The 23383-nt window shown below is 54.7% G+C and carries 15 protein-coding genes and 2 pseudogenes; 3 read left to right on the plus strand and 14 right to left on the minus strand.

The genetic code is table 11. From position 1 onward, the window contains the following. Nucleotides 1-296: 296 nt before the first annotated feature. The 5 genes and pseudogenes from CQ018_RS10690 to CQ018_RS20820 all read right to left on the minus strand — a co-directional run bounded on the left by CQ018_RS10690 (nt 297) and on the right by CQ018_RS20820 (nt 6043). Nucleotides 297-2393 (minus strand): hypothetical protein, encoded by a 2097-nt coding sequence (locus tag CQ018_RS10690; protein ID WP_105549992.1) that lies wholly within the window; start codon nt 2391-2393, stop codon nt 297-299. 942 nt (nt 2394-3335) lie between these two features. After that, entirely contained in the window at nt 3336-3842 is a 507-nt protein-coding gene (locus CQ018_RS20815) for a tyrosine-type recombinase/integrase (RefSeq protein WP_374954193.1), read from the minus strand. Beyond that, nucleotides 3739-4365 (minus strand): annotated as a pseudogene (locus CQ018_RS10695) (tyrosine-type recombinase/integrase); the annotation flags it as partial. The pseudogene CQ018_RS10695 and the gene CQ018_RS20815, both read right to left, overlap by 104 nt. Before the next feature lie 114 nt (nt 4366-4479). After that, complete coding sequence (locus tag CQ018_RS10700; RefSeq protein ID WP_105549993.1) at nt 4480-5157, minus strand: tyrosine-type recombinase/integrase; 678 nt, start codon at nt 5155-5157, stop codon at nt 4480-4482. A gap of 122 nt (nt 5158-5279) precedes the next feature. After that, nucleotides 5280-6043, minus strand: a pseudogene (locus CQ018_RS20820) (tyrosine-type recombinase/integrase). Nucleotides 6044-6613: 570 nt separating this feature from the next. Here CQ018_RS20820 and CQ018_RS20825 point away from each other — a divergent pair. Further along, the gene (locus CQ018_RS20825; protein WP_374954194.1) at nt 6614-6991 is read left to right on the plus strand and encodes a group II intron maturase-specific domain-containing protein; all 378 of its coding nucleotides are present in this window, start codon (nt 6614-6616) and stop codon (nt 6989-6991) included. 104 nt (nt 6992-7095) lie between these two features. Here the strand turns inward: CQ018_RS20825 and CQ018_RS10715 are convergent, their stop codons facing one another. The 4 genes from CQ018_RS10715 to CQ018_RS10730 form a co-directional block, all read right to left on the minus strand. Beyond that, the gene (locus CQ018_RS10715; protein ID WP_105549995.1) at nt 7096-9774 is read right to left on the minus strand and encodes a toll/interleukin-1 receptor domain-containing protein; all 2679 of its coding nucleotides are present in this window, start codon (nt 9772-9774) and stop codon (nt 7096-7098) included. After that, nucleotides 9774-12413: a WD40 repeat domain-containing protein gene (locus tag CQ018_RS10720; RefSeq protein ID WP_146111874.1), complete on the minus strand. Its 2640-nt coding sequence runs from the start codon at nt 12411-12413 to the stop codon at nt 9774-9776. The genes CQ018_RS10715 and CQ018_RS10720 overlap by 1 nt, the downstream gene beginning before the upstream one ends. A gap of 458 nt (nt 12414-12871) precedes the next feature. Beyond that, nucleotides 12872-13687 (minus strand): TSUP family transporter, encoded by an 816-nt coding sequence (locus tag CQ018_RS10725; protein WP_181149843.1) that lies wholly within the window; start codon nt 13685-13687, stop codon nt 12872-12874. Between the two features lie 7 nt (nt 13688-13694). Further along, the gene (locus tag CQ018_RS10730; RefSeq protein ID WP_105549997.1) at nt 13695-15494 is read right to left on the minus strand and encodes a proline--tRNA ligase; all 1800 of its coding nucleotides are present in this window, start codon (nt 15492-15494) and stop codon (nt 13695-13697) included. Nucleotides 15495-15873: 379 nt separating this feature from the next. Here CQ018_RS10730 and CQ018_RS10735 point away from each other — a divergent pair, with 379 nt between their 5' ends. Beyond that, nucleotides 15874-16677: a DUF1684 domain-containing protein gene (locus CQ018_RS10735; RefSeq protein WP_105549998.1), complete on the plus strand. Its 804-nt coding sequence runs from the start codon at nt 15874-15876 to the stop codon at nt 16675-16677. 87 nt (nt 16678-16764) lie between these two features. Here CQ018_RS10735 and CQ018_RS10740 read toward each other — a convergent pair whose 3' ends face one another. From CQ018_RS10740 to CQ018_RS10760, 5 genes are all read right to left on the minus strand, one after another. Next, nucleotides 16765-17511 (minus strand): sensor domain-containing protein, encoded by a 747-nt coding sequence (locus tag CQ018_RS10740; protein ID WP_105549999.1) that lies wholly within the window; start codon nt 17509-17511, stop codon nt 16765-16767. Nucleotides 17512-17582: 71 nt separating this feature from the next. After that, a complete protein-coding gene (locus CQ018_RS10745; RefSeq protein ID WP_146111875.1) occupies nt 17583-18383 on the minus strand; it encodes a hypothetical protein in 801 nt (266 codons plus the stop codon). A 125-nt stretch (nt 18384-18508) separates the two neighbouring features. Next, nucleotides 18509-19417 (minus strand): DUF4081 domain-containing GNAT family N-acetyltransferase, encoded by a 909-nt coding sequence (locus tag CQ018_RS10750; protein ID WP_105550001.1) that lies wholly within the window; start codon nt 19415-19417, stop codon nt 18509-18511. Further along, the gene (gene ispG / locus CQ018_RS10755) at nt 19371-20516 is read right to left on the minus strand and encodes a flavodoxin-dependent (E)-4-hydroxy-3-methylbut-2-enyl-diphosphate synthase (protein WP_374954195.1); all 1146 of its coding nucleotides are present in this window, start codon (nt 20514-20516) and stop codon (nt 19371-19373) included. Before ispG ends, CQ018_RS10750 begins: the two co-directional genes overlap by 47 nt. A gap of 167 nt (nt 20517-20683) precedes the next feature. Further along, nucleotides 20684-20983 (minus strand): YciI family protein, encoded by a 300-nt coding sequence (locus tag CQ018_RS10760; RefSeq protein WP_105550003.1) that lies wholly within the window; start codon nt 20981-20983, stop codon nt 20684-20686. A 508-nt stretch (nt 20984-21491) separates the two neighbouring features. Between CQ018_RS10760 and CQ018_RS10765 the strand changes: the two genes are divergently transcribed. Beyond that, on the plus strand, nt 21492-23321 hold the full coding sequence (locus CQ018_RS10765; RefSeq protein WP_105550004.1) for an HNH endonuclease signature motif containing protein: 1830 nt from the start codon (nt 21492-21494) through the stop codon (nt 23319-23321). Nucleotides 23322-23383: the final 62 nt, after the last annotated feature.

Below are 23383 nucleotides of genomic sequence, written 5' to 3' on the forward strand. Positions count from 1 at the left end.
TACAAAGGCATGAGGTTCGTTGTACACGAAGAGACTAGATCCGTGTCCATGTAGCGAGGTTACACATCAGTTCACCGGAACAGCTCTACCAACAGCTATTTGGCAATCTAACCGTTAGAGCAGGGTTATGTCGATGTTGCGTAAGGTGGCGATTACTCCTGCTGTGTTCTCGATGCGGATCTGGGATTTGTCTTATTCCATGTCCAGCCCCCTTGGGACTCGTAGTTTGGAGTGGCCCGTTGGTTATCTGGGTATAGGGCGTTAACCAGCATCCAGCTGGCGCCTCGCAGATCTGCTCAGTTTGTAATATTCAGGAAGAATCCGAGCGCCCGTCGGAAGGGGTCGCTGCTGCGCACAGGTTTTCTGGTGGGATCATAGCTAGCGAGCAGAGTCTTCGCCTTTGTAGCATCTGCGAGGTCTGCTCGTGCTCCAGCGGGGGTCCGGATAACAGTTCGTACGGCAACGGCTTCGGCGAGCCCTTTCTCCAGCGCTATTTTATACGCGATGTCGTCACGAGAGTCGGCAAAGTAGCGGACAATTTCTCCTGTAGACCCGATCCGCATGGCAACAAGCCGCATTCCTTTCGCGATGTTGCTGTTGAGCGTGAGGGGATGGAGTCCCAGACCGGTACAGAGTACAAAACAGCGCTTTTCAAACTCTTTCTCGGGTACAGGCGGGAAAACGAAAACTGTCTTGCCAAGTGCTCCGCGCTCACGAAGTTGGGCAAGCTCCCACTGCGCACCCGGCGAACGGCCTACGACGAAGACGACGGCCGACGCGATGTTGATACGTCTAAGCACAGCGGTCTGCCATTCGTCGTCACTAAAGTAATCGCGGACGGCACCCAGAGGCTGTAGACGGGTTCCGGGTTGACCGATTGCTATCACGGGCCCAACACGTGCTGATTGCCAAGCAATTAGATCTTCAAACGTACTGTCATTGAGAAGAGCAAGGCGCATCGCCGGGCTCGGGCGCGAGCTCGGGTGGATACGTACCCATAGATCGTCGTCTTGAAAGGATCTAAGGAAAAGCACGGGGGCACGTTTGTCGCGCTCTAGCGTTCTTTTTATCGCAGGCATAGCGAGACGTCGAAAGAACTGCGCCGGGTAGTGCGCGAAGCCGACAACTGCGAGCCCTAGAACAAGCATAACGAGCGATAACGTTCGCACGAGCTGTCCGTTCCCCATGGTGAATCCAATACCAGCAGTACCAACGAAGAAAATTCCTGCAACCACAACCGTCGTGCTCAGCGCCGTTGCCAAAGCTTCCGCAAGGAGCCATCGACCCCCGAGTTCTTCGTCCGGTGAACGCCGATGGAGGAACGTAACGACGAGCGTGCCAGCAAGGATTAACAGACCGGCAATAAGAAACATTGGTATGAGTTCCATGCTTCCCGAAATGAAGTACAGCGCTATCAGCCCGATGCCAGAAGAAATTGCAAGGACGAATGTTCGGACGAAAAGTTGGACACGCTTCTGGCGTACAGCTTGGGTGAGAATTACGTCTTCTCGTTGAAAAGGAACACGACGGCGGGTTAGGCCAGAAATCGCTTCACGGGATCCCCGATCGAGGATCCCGGCACCAATCGCCCTTGCCAAGATTGTCAAAACAGCCGCAACCCCTAGCGACGAAGCATTTAGTAAACGGAGGTCCTCCGTCTGCAACGATTCCCAACCTTCGAGGTCGTCGAGGTCGGGGAGATTTGTGTCAATTGCAAGCGCCATCTGGCGGGAGAGATCAGAGGTATTGAGGCGCTCTGAGGTACCGGCTGCGACAGCGGATGCGTAAGCCTGGCTAGTACCCAGCTGTACGACCACCCAAAGACGATCATGTATAAACTGTACTTTGGCGACTTCGAATTCTTCGCCCTCCAACTGCCCAGATTCAAAAGCCTGGGTCGCACCCTTCGGGTAGTTACTGCTTGCCGGCGGCTCAAACGCCCAAATATTGCCAAGTACTTCAGCCCACTCGCGGGTCGGAAGCTCAACGATCATGATTTCGGTGCCAAACCCGGGGGTTCCGGTGTCCCACTTCCACAGCGCGCGTCGTGCGGACAGTACCATCTGCTCGTTTGCGCTGTCCGTTACTACGTGACCGGAGGGGAAAATCGTGTCTCGTTCGACTTCATTGAAAATAGGTCCACTCGCAGCGGGAAGCCCTAGCTCAACGAGTTCTTCAGTCGTGAGGCCCGCGGTCGCGAAAGGAAGCGGATCTACAGATTCGCGTTCCTGTTTTTGAAGTGGAGCGCCACCAGTGTACATATAGATTAGCCACGGAACGCGTTCCAACTGTTGGGCGACCACTGGTGCCATGACTATTGTCCCCACCGCAACTATGAGCACGAGAAAAATTCCAAGCATCGTCTCGCCCTGTTTCCGTAGCCATTCCATCATCAGGGGCCTAAATTCAGGGACTTTGATGCGTACCGTGGGACACGATGGCAGGACCACGTAGGTTCGACTCGAAAACTGTTGATCCCTGAATCGTCCGACTCAAGATGAAAACCGGGTTTTTCAAGACGCTTGAGAGAGAACAGCGTAAGGAAAACCCTAAGTTGAAGGGCGAACTCACACACTGATTGTCGCTCAGCTCTGAAGGAGTACAGCGCTGAAACTTCGATTTTGCACAATCTGATTCTCGTGTTCCGCATCCATCCCCCGATATTGCCAAACTAACCCCTGAATGAGCTCAAGATTGCCATGTACTTTAGAAATCTTCAAGCAAGCCGGGATCGAAGTACGGTGTCCGCCTTTCCCAGACACTGCCAGCGTTCCAAGGTTTGGACGGTCGCCGGCCAGCGGAACCCAGCACGCCGAGCCACCGCGGAGGATCTTCTCATTATCGAGCTTGGCACATCGTTAGTTCTCGTGCACTCGCAAGAAGGAAAATGCTGCACCATCCTACAAAGCTGGATATGGACTTTCTCCACTGTTTGCCATGGTCGATTACGGCGCAGGCAACGGAACCGGTGAAGTCTTTACGCTTTTGATGCGCCCGAGTAATAAGGCTGCCAACAGCGAATGACCATATCGAGGTGCTATCCCACAGCTTTGGCTCAGTTGCCGGATGAGTTCCATAACGAGCACGGAGAATTGATCGGCTAGAAGATCCGGATCCGGACCAAAAGTGCCGGAGCGTCCCGCGAATTCCTGCACCGCTTACATTTCTTGGGTCTCCAGTTCACTTTCGTCTTTCGCGTTACCGGTGGCTAATGAGCGATTGATTGGGTGGATCAATAAGAAGAAGTATTGAGAACAAGCCACCAACCAAATTGGGAATCAGCGTCATATGTAGAGTGCCGGTTTATGCCGACCGCAGGCGGAAGCCCGCTTGATTCAGTGGTTCTCGGACCCGGGTGGTCGGCATAATCCTTGGTGGTTAGCGCCTGCTGAGGAATTCGAGCAGTGCAACGGGCACTCGGTAACGCCCGTGCCCGGTGCTCTAGGTCGGGGCCAAACGTTCGAGGGTCTTTCCTTCAGTCTCATGTCTGCGTGCAGGTAGATTTGGGTTGTTTCAATCGATTGGTGGCCGAGCCAGATCGCGACGACACTCAGGCCCACTCCTGCTTGGAGGAGCAGCGTTGCCGTGGTGTGGCGCAGCGTATAGGTCGTGACGTTTTTGGTGGCCTGACTCGGGCATGCCGTGATCGCTTCCGCGGTATGTTTCTTGAGCAGCTTCGCAACTGCGTCCCGGCCGAGCGGGGTTCCCGCCGAGTTGGAAAAGTGGTCCGGAAGGTTCCTTCTCCAGTTCCAAGACCCACTTCTTGAGGATTTCCACGGTCGGCGTGGACAGTGGGGTATTTCGACCCTTGCGACCTTTGCCGCGGCAGTGCACGTGTGCACCCGTGCCCAGATGGATGTCAGTTATGGTCACGGCGGTTAGCTCGAAGACCCGAAGCCCTGTATGAATCCAGATGCGGCAACGCATGGTGTCGTCGGCCAGTCCCCTTGTGGTGTCGGTGGCGTTGATGAGCGCTTTGGCTTCGTCGGCGCTCAGGTAGGCGACCACGGCCCGGGCGGTGCGTTTGACCGGGATCGACAGGACCTTAGCGATCGTGGCAACCTGCTCCTGACAGCGGTAGGAGGGATATCGGAAGAAGGACCGGATAGCGGCCAGACGGATGTTCCGGTTTGCCACGGAGTTGCCGCACCCCACCTCAAGATGGGTGAGAAAAGTTGCGATTGTTTCAGACCCAAGATCCTCCAAGGTCAGCTGGTGGGCTTCGCGTGTTGATTGTTCGGAGGCAAAAGGTAACAGGAAAATGAATGTGTCCCGGTAAGAGGCAATGGTATGGGCGCTGGCGTTGTGTTTACTGATGAGCTTGTTTACGGAAAAGCCCTGTAACAGCGTTGGGAGCTCCCTCATTGCTGGTCCCTCCAATCACCCCGTTGATCCGGTTGGCTGCTAGTTCCATCAGCTCGGGTGCACCGGACAAGTACCAGTATGTTGATTTCGGATCGGCGTGTCCTAGGTAAGCGCTCAATAGCGGCAGTTTGCTTGGACATCCTCGCCGGACCGGTACCAGTCCAGCAGGGTGTCGGTGGCAAAGGAATGCAGAAAATCATGCAGGCGGGTGGGTCTGGCCTCGGGACTGGTGCTGATACCTGCCAACTTACGCAGCCGACTGAAGGCTCTCCCGAGATTGGAAGCATAAAGCCTGGTTCCGCGCCCCGTAATGAAGAGCGCCGAAGTTGTTGTCGTGGTCCGCAGTCGGTCCCGTACCTTTGCATAGGCGCGAAGTATTGTGAGGGTGGTTTCGTGGATGGGAATATCGCGGGACTTGCCGAAATTGCTGTCTTTGGCCTGCAGTATCCCGCTTTCGATGTCGGCATCGTTGAGCCGGCAGGCCTCGCCAGTGCGCAAGCCAGTAACACTGAGCAGGGCCAAAAGCGTTGCATAGGTGAGGCCGCGCAGTTCCGGACGCAGGGAGCTCGTCGCTTCCAACAATGACGTGACTTCTTCCGGCGTGTAGAGATGCGGTGTCACGCGACAGTAGTGGGAGGGGATATCGGATGCCAGGATCTCGGTGTGCGGGTCAAAACCCGCATGTGCAGGGCGAAAATCCAGGCGACCAACATACGGCGTGCCCACCGGATCTCGCTCGTAGAATGCGGGAGTTGCCCTGGCCCAGGCAATGGCCCATTCGGTCGTAATCACCGGTACGTTCTGCTATTCGAGATGGTCGATGAAGTTCATCAGTATCATTCCGAAGCTCGTAAGCTTGACCAAGGGACCGCCGCATGGCCAAGTATGCCTCGGCGCGCACGCGTAGGGGATGATCATTTCTCCGTCTCCTCACACGTGGGGTTTCCCGGCCAGGGACGGACCAGTTCCTGCAGATTGGCGTCGTCAACCTTGGCGTAAATGGTGCTGGAGAGCTGGCTGCGATGCCGCAGGACTTGGCCGATGTCGGGCAGAGACGCACCGGCCGGCAACAGATCGGTGGCCAAGGTATGCCGAAATCGGTGCGCGCCGGCGTGGTCGATGCCGACCCTGACGCAGGCCTGCCTGTGATCGCCCGCACCGCTGATGGAGTCAGCCGCCGATAGGGGTGCCGAGATGTCAGCAAAAGCGTGCTGCACCCGTTGTCTGACGGACGGCCCTTCAGCAGGTAATCGGCCATTGCCTGACCGACAGCGGTGGACAGGGGCAGCTGTTCGGACCGAGACCCCTTGCCAACAACCGTGACCAGCCCGGCATACCAATCAATATCGTCCAAGCCCAGTACAGCCGCTTTGGCGCCGCACAGGCCCAGAACGGCCAATAAGGTCAGCATCGCCCGGTCTCGCAGTCCGGTGACCGTATCTGTATCGTGGCATTCCAACAGTGCTTCAACGTGTTTCCGAGGCAGAGCCCGGGGCAGCTGGCTGACCCTCCACCCAGCAACCCCCGGAACGCCCGGTGCCAAGTTGGACGAGATCGTCCCGTTCGTGTGGAGGAACCGCAGAAAAGACCGCAGTGCAGTGACGTGAGCCTTCGCCCTCCAGAAGCTGCGCTGATCGTCGCAGTACCGGGCAACGTACGAAGTGATGTCAGCCAACACCAATCCGCGCAATAGCGTTTCTTCCCATTTACCCAACGAATCGTGGAATTTCCTTGACTGCTGGGCGTAGCATCGTACGGATTCGGTGGCGAGCCTTCGCTCCTCACGAAGCTATCGGCGGTATTCGTCCAACAGATCCTCCGGCCTAACCGGCCAGTCGTGGCTGATGTCGTTTTCCATGATTTCCTCCTGATAGCCAGGTCGCCGACATGACGGCCTAAGTATCAGAAGAACACGAACTCGGCGCCGAGGGTTATGTCGACTACCCGTGCCCGGGAACCACGGAATCAAACGGGATTCCGCCTCCGGTCGGCATAATCCAGCACTCTACCTGTACAGACAATTTCGTTTGCGTGATCAGAGGCAGCATCAACCACGCGGAAACCCTGAAGGAAGAGATCGGTGAGGTTCTGGCCCCGCTGGGGCTGGAATTTTGTAGGAGAGAAGATCGGGACTACCCCGATCGATCGAGGATTTGATTTTCTCGGATTCACGATCCAACGGCGGCGCAAGCGCGGGACAAACAAGTTCTACGTCTACACGGTGCCGTCACGGAAATCGATCGTATCGGTGCAGTCAAAGATCGCACAAACCTGTCACAGATTAACCCTGCATCAGGACTTTACCGAGCTATCCATGCGGCTCAACCAAATCCTGGCCGGGTGGGCCAACTATTTCCGCTACGGCGTCTCGAAGCGTGTCTTTGGAAGCATCATCACCTACGCATGGCACCGAGTCTGGAGATGGTTGAAGAAGAAACCCGGACGACTGAAGATACATGACATGAAACATAGATTCTGTACCAATGGATGGCAATTTGTCACTGCAAAAGCACGATATTCCGGGGCCTCAACGGTCACGGTCACACGCTACTGTTACCGCGGCATGAACATCCCGAATCCATGGAATCAACAGCCCCTGCCCCTTTCTATCGCCACTGGGCAATGATGCATGGAGAGTCGGATGCGGTGAGAGTCGTACGTCAGGTTCGGCGGGCAGCCACGGCGGAGCCCAGCCCCGGAATGGGCAAATGGGCGCGCCGGATGACCCAACTAGGGAGACAGCTCATTGCTTCGAGACAGACCCTCAATTGCGGGTTCTTTTGTCTCTAACAGTCGTGTCTTGACAATGTATGCAGGAGAATTGGACTGCCAATTTTCCGGAATGACTTGAACGACGGTCCGGCCGTCAGCACTGACATTGATCAATCGTATGTCGGGTGTCTTAGTTGCTACTCGAGAAATCGGTTGAAGAGTCTGCGCATTAACCGCCCAAACTGAAAAATCACCGCTCAGAGATACCAACAGGGTTCGACCGTCTTGCGAAGCCTGTAAACCCACCGCCATCGGTCCAAAAAGATGAGAATCTAATAGTTCTAAGCTGGGCCCGTACTTATTCAGCATCCCGTTGCCTCCCACCACGACAATCGTATGATCTGGGAGCGCCCTTGCTGTGGCAATCCCGGCCACTCCGGTAGAAACCTCTGCAAGTATTCGGCCAGCTTCATCAGCGACAAGTACACGACCCTGATCTGTCGCTAGAATCTGGCTAGTTCCGTCTATCTCGACGGAGGTAATTTCTTCACCGTTTACGAGGGAAGGTAATTCTAAATGTTTTATTTTGTCTGAAAAATCGATACTAATCTCAACAAGATAACCATGGCCGTGTACTATTAAAGATTTCCCTTGATTTGACAGAATTAGGCTCTTGACAGGACCTGACATGGTAATCGACGGTCCGAGTCCATTGATCGATGCAGAATGAATCTTGTTACCTACCGCAAAGTATGCGGTGGAAGAAGTTGCTGCAGTCGATCGTACCGGGGTTCCTTCGAGCTTTCCTAAGACGGTAGAACTTTCTTCAGCGTTGAATCGCACAGTTCCCTTACTGTCGACTGTCACCATACCTTCTGTCAATGGCACTGCCAAAGCACTTTGTCCCGCGGCCTCCGCCCACGGTACATTTGCAACGCTGAGTACGTTGACACGCCCATCCGAATGAGCGACGACAGTATGACTATTATCTGTTGAATTCGCGATAACTGTGCGTGTTCCGGCATCACGTGCATCGATCTCACCTATCGGGTAGAACCCGTCTGATGAGAGTTCGATAGCTTTGGTACCCAACATAGGAGCCGCCCAAGCTTGACCGCTTGGAGAACATCCGACACCCATCATTTCCATATTGTTTCGTCTCTGTCCTAAAAGTTCTCCTCTCAGAGAAACCGCCACATGAGTGCTCTTACGCATAACTCCTTTGATGCCCGCTACTACATGAATAGTGTCGCCACACTGAATGACTGAATTGAAAGCAGACGGATTCGGCGTAAATTCGGACTTTGTTTCGCCTTCAACCGGCACCGTTGAAAGATCAATAGTTTTTAGTGGTGTACCAATGTGACCGCCGGTATGAGGAAGTTCGTGGACATCGACTCTTCCATGCATGGACAACGACAAAATATTTTGGGTAGATCCGAGAATATGAAAATCAAGGAGTCCATCGAAGCCCGTAGCTATCACCGGCACCGGCGTTGTAGGACACCCTGCTGATCGGAAGAACCCACCCGATTGGTCTACCCATAAAAGTTCCCCATTTTCACCAATGTCAAATGCAACCACATGCTTTTGTGGGGTTTTTGTCACGCTCAACTGATCGGTATTGAAGCAATTGAGAACCCCATTTTCGTCAATTCCGTAGCCTTCCGTCCCGTCAGGACTTATTTTCAGTTCGCCTGTAAACCCCACGGTCAAAGAGATCTGGGCAACTGAGCCTGCAGCGGCATCAACGACATAAAGCATTAAACCTCCACGTAGAATTGTGGTCCTTCCATCATTGGAGACGGCTGCGGCTGCCAGACTTCCGCTTGGAATGACGGCCGTTGAACGAAATGCATTCGCTTGTACCGCTTCGAAGGCAGCATTTGTTGCATCATTGTCGCTAAGTTCAAGGCCGTTCTTTGCCAGCTCGAGAGATTCCTTTGTTGTTTGTGATCGAATGGCTTGTTGAGCTAATTGCAGTGAAGTTGCAAAATTCGCTCTCTCCTGTGCGTTGATGTTGCTCAACGATGCTTGTTGGCTCGCAAATAGCGCAGCTGCGCTGAGTACTAGAAGAACACCAATAACCAAATATATGGCCACTCTGAGTTGATGCCGACGTTTCCGGCCAGTGGCCAGCAAGGAACCAACTCTTTGTTGAAGAGAACTATTCAGCGAAACTCCGAATTCTGGCAAGGTCGCTGTAGATAAGGTTTCAGCATCTTTGATCTGCTCACGACGGACCCAAGAACGCTCTGAAATCACCGAGTTCAGTTCACTGACCAGTCGGGAGTGTGAGGCTGCCGCAATATTACCTGGTTCAAGGCTCCTCACGAGGTTCGGAAGATCTTCGCCGTGAGCGCGAAAACCCACATTCTTCATACCGCTGTTCAGCGGCTCGCCCAAGGCAGCAACGCGTTTTCCCATTGTGCGAGCATATTCATGCTCTTTTTGGCAGTATTCCGATGCATGCCATTTTGCAGTCTCCAGAATAAGGAAGGTCGATGAATCATCGATGGCCGACCGAATTGTTGACCAATGGTCCTGACCGCCGGGAATACCAGGAAGTTTAACATCACGATTATCGAGGCCGCCGACGTCTAGCCAGACACTATGTCCGCTGCTGCGCAATAATGCAGCTATTCGCTGTGCTTCGTCTCGATCTGCCGATGCGTACGAGATCATAAAATCTGCCATCAGTCAGCCCCAATTGTCGTGACAACGTTTTCCAAAGACTCACGCTCCGCAATGCTCATCATGCGCGGAGTAACGCTCTCGAGGGTGTCTCTCAATTTCGTTTCTGACGAAAGCGGAACGTTTAAGACGCCACCGTCGGCTCGAACTAGCCAGACAGAGTTACCATCAAGTGCGACATCACGAATAGTCGAGTAGTTTCTATCGGTCGGCGAAAGATCAAGAAGCGTATGCCCATCAACTGCACTGACAACGACACTGCTCGCCGAGCCTAGCACCGCAATCTGCGTCCCATCTTTGCTAGCGCGCATAGAAAAGGCTCCTAAAGTTGACCCTAGGTTAGTGATTACGCGCATCCGGCCGGCATTCGATTGAGCTAGTGTGCCGTCCGTCCCTAAAACAAAGATGCTGTTTTCCGGGCCGAGAGCTGCGCTCACGATGGGTGAGCCCAGCTCGGTAAGTGGTACCGGGTCAGCCCCTTCCTGAAAATACATGCCTTCGCTGGTCACCGCCATGGCGTTACCTTCGCGCATCCCAATCCATACAGGGATGCTCGTTCGGTCAAACGGCGTACGAATAATGGAACCGTCAGAACCATACGAAACTAGACTCTTTGAACTGGCGGTGGCTACTCGGCTTCCCGTGCTATCCGCGGTAACCTCGTGCAAATACCGCATGTTCTCGTCGGGAGTTGCCTTCCAGAGAATCTTGTTAGTCGAAACTTCAACAACCATGAGACTAAGTTCTGTGCCCAAATTGTTGATTCTGACGAAACGTTCGTTTGAAAGCGGGACATTGATGATTGGTGCGCCACCGGATAAAGTTCCATCTTTCTTGGTCAGATCCACCGAGTTGAGAACGTCTACAGACCCTTGATTCGCATTGGAGACCGTGATTGTTTTTCTATCGTTAGATAAAGAGAGCTTCGGTCTGTATAGCGTCCTAGCAAGGCCAGCCCTAGAAAACGCATCAAAGCCCTGAAGCTTATCACCCCCTGCGGGAAAGGAAATATCAGGAAGAGGATCCCAAATTCGAAGGTAGCCATCAGCACCGGATGTTACCGTTCGGCCTCCAGACAATGCTCCGATTCCACTAATAGGGCCACGATGGGCAAGGTAACTAGCATGTACCGTCTTAGACTCGACGCCGAGATGAGAAATTGGGAGCATATTGTTGGCGATTATCCACGTTTTGCCATTGCAAACGACCGCAGTACCAGTCCCAATGACGTTAACATCTTCTAGATTTCCCTCAGATCTGTGAAATATTTTGGAACCTTGCGAAAGTGCAATAAAGGCCATCGCTCCATCATCGCTAGTGGCAATACTCACCATGGAGTCCCGTTCAATATTCAGCGGGGCAAGAGCAGTCCCTGTGTTGAGGTTTACCGACAAAAGGCGTTTTCCGTCAAGAATCGTTGCGATGGGTGCATGTGCAGCGACCGAAAACGCCGCGTCTTCAGGCGAAGTAATAATCACCTGTGTTTGTTTGATACTGCCTGACTTGATATCCAATAAAGCTAACTTCTTTTTCTGTACTATCAGGGCACTACCAGGGCTAGCCCAGCCGCCGAAAGTCCCACTGAAGGTACGAATAGTTTGGGCGGATTCAACGTCAATTAGACGGTTTCCAACTAATACAGTTTTCCCGCCGGGCGCGATATCAGCTCCTGCAAGATCGGTCGAGAGAGCAGAGAATTGCCGTATCAGCTGTCCATCGTCTGCGCTTCGTAGCTCGGTGCTGCCATCGACGAACCGTATAATTATTTTCCCTGTGATCCGGTCAGATGCCATCGCAATAGGTAACCCATCCAGCTTGATACTTTGGTGAGTCGGAGCGCTTTGAATAACACGACGTGCCGAATCAATAGCATCCGCAGTTTGGCTTTGTTGAAGAGCTTCGGTTGCCAGCAGCCAAGGCAAATCCGGGTCAGTGCCGATGAGGCTAGTAGCGAGTCCAGCGAGACGCACACTCTGAGCGTCCGCTGCACGCGCCTCGGCTGACATGGCTGCAGCATTTGCTGTTTGACGCTGAACAACTGCAACAGTTGACCCTGCGATGAGCACTCCTGCGACTATGCCAGCGATCGCGCGCTGGATCCGGCTGCGGCTACGACGTGCTTCGAGGCTTGCACGTACAAATTCTTTGGCGCGCGGCGAAGCCACCATTGAAGCAGCCCCAACCACCTTGGTTGCTTCGTCGATTGCTGATCCTCGCAATAGGGTGGCACGATTTCTATCGCTGACGAACCATTGATCGGCTCTCGCTTCTAACCGAACGAGGTATGCAAGCCTTGCACCACCAACATTCGCCAGTAAGACAATGCGATCCGCTATCTGCGACACCGACAACTGTCCGAGAACGAGATGCGATAAATTGCCAAGTATGTGGGAGGGAGTGCTCCCCTCAACGACAGGAACTAATTGATTGCGCCAAGGCTCCAATACTTTCTCGACTGTCATCGGATCCGCAGAAGCATTCGCCGCAATCGCAACCACAACCAGGCTGACTGGAGAGCTTGGCAATTCGTCAGTCGGCAACACGACCGCTGCACCACGTGACTCAATCTCGTATGCGAGCTGGTCAAATTCTTTGCTGGGTCCGCCGATGCGAAGAATCCATACTGGCTTTTCGTGATCCATGTCACGGAGCTTACTATGAATGTCCATCTCACGTGCAGATTCCTTTTGGCCCTAGTCTGGATTGAAAGCGCCGCCTTTATCAAAGCGGCAAGATTATCTCAGAAACAATCGGGTAAGTAGATCATACTTGCGATCTTAAACTTGGATGAGCATTTGAAATCTTGCGGAATGGGTTTCGCGTCAGGATCCATCAATCGTCCATTTGGTCCAGCCAGAAACAAAGTGGCAAGTTATCAATGCATCTCGACAGGATAGCAACGATTAGAAAGTCGAAATTCTTTCTCCATACGATGGAGCTAGCGATTCTGTGCAAACTACGCTGGAAGCACCTGGACGATGAAGGCGAGAAGGAGAACGCGGGGTTGAAAAGGTTTGGAGTCCAAAAGTAATCTGGGCCAAGTTTCTTGGGTGTGTATGAGCGACCCGGAAGGCAACGATTTTTGCGTACTTGCGGCAGGCTAGGCAGCCGGGAACAGCACGTCGTAACCGAGTTTGAGGATCAAGGCACCCACCACCGTCAGGAAGACGATCCTAATGAATTTACTGCCCTTGGATACAGCCATGCGGGCACCCAGATAACCGCCACACATATTTGCAACACCAAGCACCAGGCCTAATCCCCAGAGCAGGTGACCTGAGGGCAAGAAGAACGCTAGGGCACCTAGGTTGGTTGCCATATTCACGATCTTTGCCTTGGCACTTGCCGCAAGAAAGTTGTAGCCAAGTAGGGCAACCATGGCAATGATCAAGAATGATCCGGTACCCGGACCAATGAGACCGTCATAGCCACCAATGACCAAACCAATAACGGCGGCCACGGCATAATGCTTGGAACCCGTATAACGCAGTTCGGTTAGTTCCCCGGCGGTTGGCTTGAAAATCGTGAACAGACCAACGGCGATCAACGCGGCAATAATGATTGGCTTAATGACTTCTTCGGGCAACATGGTGGCAAGAATGGCACCACCAAAGGACCCCATCAGGGCAACCATCGCCATGGGTATTGCAGTTCTTAAGTCCGGTGAGGCTCGCCGGTAATAGGTGATGGCGCTGGTGGTTGTCCCAAAAATGGAACCGAGCTTATTTGTTGCAAGCGCCTGCACCGGGCTAATTCCGGGAACCAGCAACAGTGCGGGAAGCTGGAGCAGTCCCCCACCACCAACCACCGCATCAACCCAGCCAGCGGCGAAGCCTGCCAAAATAATCAACGCGATGGTTCCGGCCTGCATATCCTGCAAACCGGAACCTTCTAGCAGACCCGCCGCCTCTAGCATCTGGGTGTTAGCCCTTGACCAGGGTAATCAACTGGGAGACTACCTCGTCAACTGCAACATCACTGCGTTCGCCGGTGGCGCGGTCCTTGACCTCAACCACGCCGTCGGCAAGACCGCGGCCAATGACCACGATGGTCGGCACGCCGATCAGTTCTGCATCGGAGAACTTCACACCCGCGGAAACCTTCGGACGATCATCGTAGATGACCTCCACACCGGCTGCGTGCAGCTCATCGGCGATCTTCTGTGCTGCTTCGAAGAGTTCTGCCTGCTTGCCGGTGACCACCAGGTGCACGTCAGCCGGTGCCACGTTGCGCGGCCAGACCAGACCGTTCTCGTCGTGGTTGGATTCGGCAAGGGCTGCCACCGCGCGGGTAACACCCACACCGTAGGAACCCATGGTGACAATCTGCAGCTTGCCGTTCTGATCAAGTACCTTCAGATCCAGCGCTTCGGCGTACTTGCGTCCCAGCTGGAAGATGTGGCCCATCTCGATGCCACGAGCGGTTTCCAGGGGGCCGGATCCATCCGGTGCAGGGTCTCCCGCGTGTACCTCAACGCATTCGATGTTTCCGTCCCAGCCAAAGTCACGTCCGGCAACCAGATTAAAGACGTGCTTTCCGTCTTCGTTGGCACCGGTGATCCATGCGGAACCTGAGACAACGCGTGGGTCAACCAGGTAGAGGATCTTCGATGCGGCTTCGGTGCCCAGCAGTGCAGCGTCCAGTCCGTTACCCGGGCCAATGTAGCCCTTGATCAGCGTTGGGTGCTTCTTCAGGTCATCTTCGGTTGCTGCTTCGATCTCAACCTCGCCACCAACACCCAGGTGGGTAGCGATGTTTGCCTCGACGCGCTTCATATCAACGTTGCGATCCCCGGGCAGGCCAATGACGACTACCTGGCGTTCGCCGGTGGGCAGTGTTGCGGCAATAACTACGTTCTTCAACGTGTCGGTTGCTTCCCAAGGACCTTCGGCACGTGGTGCCACCTGGTTTGCAACTTTAACCAAGGATTCAATGGTTGGGGTATCCGGGGTGTCCTTGACCTCGAACGCGGCAGCGTTTGTGAAGTCAATGTCCGCCGGAACGATGGTGGTCACTGCCTCAACGTTTGCAGCGTATCCGCCGGCCGAACGCACAAAGGTGTCCTCGCCGATCGGGGTCGGGTGCAAGAACTCTTCGGACTTCGAGCCACCCATGGCGCCTGCGGTTGCAAAGACCGGAAGAATCTCTAGACCCAGGCGAGCAAAGATCTTAATGTAAGCACCGCGGTGCGCCTGGTAGGCCTCTTCCAGGCCCTCATCATCAATGTTGAAGGAGTAGGAGTCCTTCATGATGAATTCGCGGCCGCGCAGCAGGCCCGCACGCGGACGAGCTTCATCGCGGTACTTGTTCTGGATCTGGTACAGGTAGGCCGGCAGGTCCTTGTACGAGCTGTACAGGTCCTTGACCAAGAGGGTGAACATTTCCTCGTGGGTGGGAGCCAACAGGTAGTCTGCACCCTTGCGGTCCTTAAGGCGGAACAGGCCCTCACCGTATTCGGTCCAACGATCCGTGGCCTCGTAGGGTTCGCGTGGCAGCAATGCTGGGAACTGAACTTCCTGGGCACCGATGGCGTTCATTTCCTCGCGGACAATGTTTTCCACCTTCTTCAGCACGCGCAGACCCAGCGGTAGCCAGGTGTAGATGCCGGGTGCGGCACGACGAATGTATCCGGCGCGAACCAGCAACTTGTGGCTTGCTACTTCGGCATCAACCGGATCTTCGCGCAGCGTGCGCAGGAACAGTGTGGAGAGTTTTAAGACCACGCTAACTTTCCATTTCCGCGGCCTGTGACCAGACCACAACATAGTTGGGTGCGTGCCCGCATAGAAGCGGGCACAAAACTTTTGCCCGTAAACAAAGTCTCGGGCACTGCATCCATCTTACGTTGGCGGCGCGGCTCACCGCTGACGCGTGACACGCGTGCCCGGGTAAGTCCACAAGACACCAAACGATCCGGGCACCCAATTCAAGCCCGGGTGATGATTAGCTTGTTCAACAGGCCTTAGAACCTGCCATTCATATTTCGCGGAACCCATATCAAATATGCTTCATCAAGGAATGAAATCCATCCTGGATCGGTTCTACCCAACGAATACCCACGGCCCTCCATAATTTTTTACAAGCATGTTGAAAGGCACTTCAATGAGCACCCAAACCACCAAACGTGATCGCCTCACCCAGCGCTGGGAGCGTTTCCGCACCAATCGCAATGAGGCACTTGCCGAAGCGCATGGCTGGCTAACGCTCACCTCATTCCAGTGGCTACCCGAAACGCCCACCGCATTCGATAACATCCCGGGGTTGTGGAGCGTGAGCGAGGGCAAAGCGGTGCTCAGCGCAAGCGCAGAAGATTCTCTCAGCTTAATTACAGATGCTTCACCAGTGGATGGCACCATCAGCATTGCCCTGGCCGACGAGCAATCGATCTCATGGGTTTCCTACGGCACCGTGGTTGTTGAGCTGGGCATGCGAGCCAACCGCTATATGATCCGTACCCGAGATTCGGCAGCCCCCACCTTTACCTCGTTTACCGGCGTTCCGGTCTTCGACTACAACCCAGATTTTGTTCTCAAAGGCACCTTCACGCCCTACGATCAGCCGCGTACCGAAGTCATCGGCACCGCTCACCCCGAGGTCCCCGGGAAAGCCGTCTTGGTCGGCGAGGTTTCCTTCGAACTTGCCGGAGCACGCCACACATTGGCTGCCGCGGCCGGAGAACTTGGTTCTTTGGTGGTGACGTTCTTTGATGCAAGTAACAACGCGAGCACCGCAGCGTGGCGCAAGCTTGAACTCACCAAGCCGCGCCCAGATGATTCGGTGGTTGTGGATTTCAACCGCGCCATCAATTACCCAAGTGCATTCAGCGATTTTGGTACTTGCCCGCAGCCGGTTGCCGCTAATACGCTTTTGGTCCCGGTCGAAGCAGGCGAACGAGACCCGCGCTAACAACTAAGCGCTAAATCCCCTTAGAGAAGCTGTGGCCCCAAAGAATCATTTCTTTGGGGCCACAGGCATCATGTACAAAGCATCAAACTACTTGTTCAGCAGACCCAAAACCTTGTTGGTCAGCTCTTCTGCCTTGGCAACATCTGATTTCGCATCCTTCACGCCTACAAGACTCACAACAATGAGGTTATTTTCCTTTTGAGCGCTTAGTTGAACAGAGCTGAACTCACCGGTTGGAGCCGTAGTCGTCATCTTGACGGCTTCAGTTCTAGGTGCATTAGTCTTGGCAGCAATTCCACTGCTCTTAATCTCTGCCTTCGTTCCTTGCTCCGTTATCGAAAACTCTGGGCAGGTTTTCAACAAGGCCGGGCTCTTGTCCATTTCCGCAGAAGCCTTGGATACGTCAAGATACGAGACAATTTGGATACCGATAGCTTCAGTGGCTGTGGCACCAGGAATTGCTACATTGATGGTGTTTATAGCATCCAGATCAAGATCTTGGCCATTCTCGACAAATGGGGCGCAACGTTCAGGTTCTGTCTTAAGTGCCTTATTTTGTTTTTTTATCAAAGGTAACTGTGCGGCAATCGTTTCTTCGTCAATGATGATCACGTTCTTATCATCCCCAGCAAGTTCGTCTGCTATCTCAGCTAGCTGCAGTGCGGTGAGCTGGGATCCTGCTGCACCCTTTAGATCAGTTGTTGTCGAACTCGATGAAGCTGTCTGTTCAGCCGGTGAGCTGGATTTTGCGGCCTCATCGCCGCCACCGCCCGAGCAGCCGGCCAGGGCGAAGGCCGCCGCAAGTGTCAATGGCAACAGGGTGCGTTTCTTCATCGTGTTGTTCCTCCAGTTTGTTGGTGCGTGATTCAATGTGTCGGCCGGATATCGCTATCCGGCACTGTGGCTTATTTGCTCGGTGTCGCCTGAGCTTCGCGTTCGCGTAGCAGCTCGAGTACCGCATTAACATCTGCTGTTGCCGCCCGGACGGCCGCGCTTGGGTCTTGGGCCGCCCAACGGGTCGCGGTGATCATGATGTGCCCGTCGATGGCACGTATGGCTACCTGCTGACTTTCTTTGCCATCGTTCTGCGTTGTCGTCAGCGTTCCGGTGGCATACGGTGCCAAGGTCTTCACGTTCAACGTATCCATGGTGGCCTTGATGCTCTGCCCATCGGAGGTAATTGAGTATTTGGCACAGGACTTATCCAAGTGCTGTTGGGCGGCAACGTCTGCAACTAGCTCATTGAGATCCGGGTATGAGGCAATCGTGAGATCTCCACCGGTTTTTTCTTCAAGGCTCACGGCACTCATGACGGATGCTGCTAGTTGGTCTTTGAGGTTTCCCCCACCATAAAGACCGCATTCACTTGGTACTACCTTGATTCCTGCCAACCATTTTTCTGCCGCCGGAATCTGCGCACGCAAGGTAGCATCGTTGGTGATTTTGCTGCCAGTCTGGGTCTTGGCCCATAAGGCCATAGACTCGGCGAGCTGAGGTTCCGGGATATAGGCAAGTTCACCGGATACCGAGGGAGTTGGAATCGGGGCCACACTGCTTGTAGCTGCTTGCGAGGATTCCGCACTTGGGGTTCCGGGAGCCTGGCTCTGTGCCGTGCAACCAACCAACGCCACGGCAACACCAAGACTCGTGACCGCGGTGAGCAGCCAACGAGTCTTCTTGAAGGTGTGTGGCGTTCTCGGATTCACGTCTATCTTTGTCCGTTCGGCGGCTCCCACCATATTTCTCAATGGTCGGAGTTGGTTCAGGGTGGATCTGGTGCAAAAATTCGTGGACTTCTGCGGCTGTTGCTTGGTGGTGTGTGGAATTGCCTTTAGAACAGGATAGTTGCGAACTCGCCAACTTGTTCGAACCCCACGCGCCGGTATGTCGCAATTGCGGCCGAGTTGTAATCATTGACGTACAGGCTTGTCACCGGGGCGAGGCGAAGTGCATACTGCGCAGCTGCCGCCATGAGACCTGCCGCGTGCCCACCCCCACGGTATGCGGGGTTCATCCACACACCCTGGATCTGGGTTGCCCGACTGGTCACGGTGCCAAGTTCCGCTTTAAAGCGGATCTCACCTTGTTCATCGGTCTGGATCATCGAATGTTCGGAAAGGATCAACGAACGAATCCGCGCCCGATAATACGATCCCCCATGAATCAGCGGCGAATACCCGAGTTCTTCTTCAAACATTGCCGCGCAGGCAGGTAATACCTTCTCATATTCGTAATCGCGGCTTGCTCGTAACCCCGGGGTTGGTTCGATGGCCGGAGGCACCGAAAGCGTCATGAAGGGTTGGACCGGACGTACGCTAAATGCCTTGCGAGGCCCTGTTGAAAGTACCTTCCACATGCCCATGACCGCATCGGCCGGGCCAAAGCTCGAGGCAAAGTTTCGGTTCAGGTTCAACAAGACCCGCCCGTATTCTTCGGTTTCCGCAAGGCTCATGTTGATGGGCACCACGTTGGCCCCCACCCAGCAGGCGGAGATCAATTGTCCATGATCAAAGTGACCGAGGATCAGGGATCCGCCCTGACCGGGTCCCGCGGAGCCGGTCAGGGTGAGTTGAGCATCCATGAAGATGTTGCAGACCGGATCGATCGCAACAAGGGCGCGAAGAGCTACGGTATCGGTGTCATCAAGGACACGAATACCTTCGGAAAGATGCTCTCCCGCCCGCGGGTTACCTTTAGCTGACGGTAACCACGGGGCCACCTTGGACAGGATTTTCGCCATCCGGGTCTCCCATTTCTTCGGCGATACGCATCGCTTCTTCGATCAGTGTCTCAACAATCTGATCTTCGGGCACAGTCTTGATGACCTTGCCCTTAACAAAGATCTGTCCCTTGCCATTGCCCGAGGCAACACCAAGGTCAGCCTCACGTGCTTCACCCGGTCCGTTGACTACACAACCCATGACGGCGACGCGCAGCGGAACTTCCAGACCTTCAAGACCGGCGGTCACCTGATCTGCAAGGGTGTAAACATCAACCTGGGCACGGCCACAGGACGGGCAGGAAACAATTTCCAGCTTGCGTGGACGCAGGTTCAGCGACTGCAGGATCTGCGCGCCAACTTTGACTTCCTCAACCGGTGGAGCGGAAAGTGAAACACGGATGGTGTCACCAATACCGCGTGAAAGCAGCGAGCCAAATGCCGTTGCCGACTTAATGGTGCCCTGGAATGCCGGACCTGCCTCGGTAACACCAAGGTGCAGTGGCCAGTCGCCACGTTCTGCCAAAAGCTCGTAGGCACGCACCATGATCACCGGGTCATTGTGCTTGACCGAGATCTTGAAGTCGTGGAAATCGTGTTCCTCAAAGAGGGAGGCTTCCCACACCGCGGATTCCACAAGTGCTTCGGGAGTTGCCTTACCGTACTTTTCCATCAGGCGCGGATCCAGGGATCCGGCGTTGACGCCAATACGGATCGAGGTGCCCGCGGCCTTGGCGGCTGCGGCGATCTCCTTGACCTGGTCATCGAACTTGCGGATGTTCCCGGGGTTCACACGAACCGCGGCACAACCGGCATCGATGGCAGCGAAGACGTACTTCGGCTGGAAGTGAATATCGGCGATGACAGGAATCTGTGACTTCTTGGCGATGATTGGCAGGGCCAACGCATCATCCGCCGAGGGGCATGCAACACGGACGATGTCACAGCCGGTGGCGGTGAGTTCTGCAATCTGCTGCAGCGTCGCGTTGATGTCCGTGGTGGGAGTCGTGGTCATCGACTGAATAGAAATGGGGCTGTCAGAACCTACGCCGACGGAGCCCACCTTGATTTGGCGGGTCTTGCGTCGTGGGGCTAGAACCGGTGGCGGTGCCGATGGCATGCCGAGGCTGACCGGAATCGAGGTCAAGATTTCCTCCGTGGTGTTGAGTGTGGAACTTTCTCCATTATCCCCCTAAGAAACCCCGGTGAGGGCATCTGATCGCGAAGGGCGGAGCCCAGCACTGCCGCTATGCCTTGTGCCAGCGCATTTAGCGGGGGAACGATGGATTATGCGTGGTGAGCGAGCTCACCGGTCACCGGGCTCCATTCGGTGATGCGTAGCACCGCAATGGTGCCGTTGATGGCAAATGGATCATTGGCCAAGGTCTCTGCCAACGCAGCTTGCGTCGGGGAAGCGATCAAAAGCAAGGCACCGGAACCATCAACATAGGGGCCCGAAGCAACCAATGAAATACCACCATTGCTGCCGTCTAAGGAGCCTAGGAATTCACGGTGCTTGGGACGGTGTTCGTCACGGGTAGCGTCGGAGCCTGCTGCGTATACGTATTCAACTGCGAAAACACTCATGGTCAACAGCCTAAACCGTGGATCTGTGAAACACATGATTCTGGTTCTTGGCATGACTTCGCACTTCAATATTTTCAATGCGCAAAGTGCACCCCTCCGAGGTATTGCTGCCACCCCCATCGTTTACCTATATTTAGGTCTTTTGCGAGAAATCCAGGCAACCATTAACTCAGAGTTAATAGTTCCCCCCCGGGCTACTTCGTGTACCTGCGTTCCCGCTGTTCCATTCACGAGTCTTTACGACACATTTTGGCCAAAAAAGAAGGCAAGTGACCACTTGCCTGCCAATAAACAGCAGGGAACCACACACGGCTCGGCCCTCGGGTCCACTGACCATTTGTCTTCACACTAGGACCATATTTCCTCTAACATCTACAGCAAGCAACGCTCCCGACGTCGCAGTCCTTTCCCACACCGACCCCCCACCTCCGCAACGCAACGCAAAATAGTTATCCACAATTTTTGTTTCCCACGTTTGCAACCTCAAATTTCGGCCACACTTAGTTCCATGTTTGCAACAGCCCTCATCGACACCCTCACGGGTCACCGTGAGCATCCGGAGCACCAAGTGTCTCCGGACGATGAGCTGCGCGCCTACGCAATGCTGATCGCTGCCCTTGAAGAACTTTCCCCACGTATCACCAGCAACACCATTTCGCGCACCCGTACCTGTGCCGCGGCGCAATTGGTCGAACGTGCCCACCGCATTACCGAGGCCGCACAACTCACTGCCACCGAAACCCTGCAACGCACCAACGCGCACCAATTGAAGTCAGACACTTTCACCGGTATCAAAGAGGCCCTCAGTAATCTGAATGATTACGCGGAAGGTGTCACAGAACTGCCCGAAGAGCCCATCCGGATGCTCACTGGCCGCCCTACTTTCAAAGACACCGCCGAGTTGCTGCAACACATCCTGCGTATTGGTTATTACGACGCCCGCGACAGGGTTCAAGCAGCGGCCCGACTTCTGCCACACCTAGATCACACGGGCACCGAACGAGCACCGCGATTCCCGCATTTGGGCAAGGAACTGAGCACCGGAAACACCTCCCCCACCCAACTCGCCAGAGCCGCCAAAAAGCTCGAAGTCATGCAACCTGATATCAAGCAATATCCCAATGCCGAGGCGCTCTCCGATGCGTTAGAGTCCCAAATCGCCGAATCGGTACGCGAGCAAGACCCACGCACCACCAACAAGCTTTTCAACGCCATCGAAATCACTCTCGAAAAAGGCACCGCCGAACCTAGCGAAGAAACCTTACGTACCAAAACAGGACTTTTCTACCACGGCACCAAAAAGGGAATCGCAGAATTCCTGCTCAAGGTTCGCGCCGCCGATGCCGAGCTCATCCATTCTCTCTGTGCCCAAACGGATAACCCACGCACCAAGGCCGGGGATCGTGAAGCCTTGGCCAACCAGGCCAATAGGAGCGTAGACGACGCTTCAACGACCGATGTTCCCAACCAGGAGGTAACCGCTGAGGATAGTGATACCTCCGCGGTATCCGGTTCAGCTATCCTCACCGAAAATCAGCTACCCCACAAGGTAGCAAGCGAGTCCTCCAATACCGCGAGGGCTTCTTCCACCAGCACCAGCCAAAGCTTCCCCGATTTCCTCATCAATCCGGAAACCGGGCAACCGTTCACTAACCCAGCCGATGTTCAACGGCTCACCATGGAACCGGCGGATACCGAGGCTCAAGTCCTGGCCGCCATGAACAACACCAACTATGGAACCGACGGACTCACCCCACCCCAAAGACACCTCCAAGGACTCATCAACCTACTTCGAACCAATGGAAGAAGCACCGGAAGAAAAGTTAGCGGACTGCCCGCACCGGAAATGATCATCTATACAACTCTTGCCGAACTCGAAGGCAAGGCCATCGCCTCCGGCATCGGTGTACACGGTCAACGCTTCACTCCTGCAGAACTACGCCAACAACTCTGCAATGCAGGTGTGATTCCGGTGGTGATGGACGGCAAAAGCCAAGTCCTGGATCTGGGCACCGAAGAACGATTCTTCCCCGAATACATGCGCAAAGTTATCCTCGGTATCTACGGTGGCTGCGCGTTCCCTGGCTGCACCGTGCCACCCGAACATTGCGAAATTCACCATGTGAAAGCCATGTCTCAAGGTGGCCGGACGGATATTAATTTAGCGCTCCCCGGGTGCGCGAACCATCACCACGGTTATCACACGGGGTTGATCAAAATCGTGCGCGCGCCCGATGGTCTGTTCTCTTTGCGGCTACCCTCATTTATGGACCCGGAACAAAAGCTTCGACGCAACAACTACTGGCGCACATTCCCCGAAGACCCCACCTTGTTCTAAAAACCTGAGAGTAACTCCCGGTGTGCCGCACAGCTAGCCAAAATACAAGCCATCTCTATCGA

The organism is Arthrobacter sp. MYb227, assembly GCF_002975435.1.
Lineage (GTDB): Bacteria > Actinomycetota > Actinomycetes > Actinomycetales > Micrococcaceae > Paeniglutamicibacter.

Coding starts and splice junctions, on each gene's coding strand:
- CQ018_RS10690 (WP_105549992.1), bottom strand. CDS start 2,393: ATGATGGAATGGCTACGGAAACAGGGCGAGACGATGCTTGGAATTTTT.
- CQ018_RS10715 (WP_105549995.1), bottom strand. CDS start 9,774: ATGGCAGATTTTATGATCTCGTACGCATCGGCAGATCGAGACGAAGCA.
- CQ018_RS10720 (WP_146111874.1), bottom strand. CDS start 12,413: ATGGATCACGAAAAGCCAGTATGGATTCTTCGCATCGGCGGACCCAGC.
- CQ018_RS10725 (WP_181149843.1), bottom strand. CDS start 13,687: ATGCTAGAGGCGGCGGGTCTGCTAGAAGGTTCCGGTTTGCAGGATATG.
- CQ018_RS10735 (WP_105549998.1), top strand. CDS start 15,874: ATGAGCACCCAAACCACCAAACGTGATCGCCTCACCCAGCGCTGGGAG.
- CQ018_RS10740 (WP_105549999.1), bottom strand. CDS start 17,511: ATGAAGAAACGCACCCTGTTGCCATTGACACTTGCGGCGGCCTTCGCC.
- CQ018_RS10750 (WP_105550001.1), bottom strand. CDS start 19,417: ATGGCGAAAATCCTGTCCAAGGTGGCCCCGTGGTTACCGTCAGCTAAA.
- ispG (WP_374954195.1), bottom strand. CDS start 20,516: ATGCCATCGGCACCGCCACCGGTTCTAGCCCCACGACGCAAGACCCGC.
- CQ018_RS10760 (WP_105550003.1), bottom strand. CDS start 20,983: ATGAGTGTTTTCGCAGTTGAATACGTATACGCAGCAGGCTCCGACGCT.
- CQ018_RS10765 (WP_105550004.1), top strand. CDS start 21,492: ATGTTTGCAACAGCCCTCATCGACACCCTCACGGGTCACCGTGAGCAT.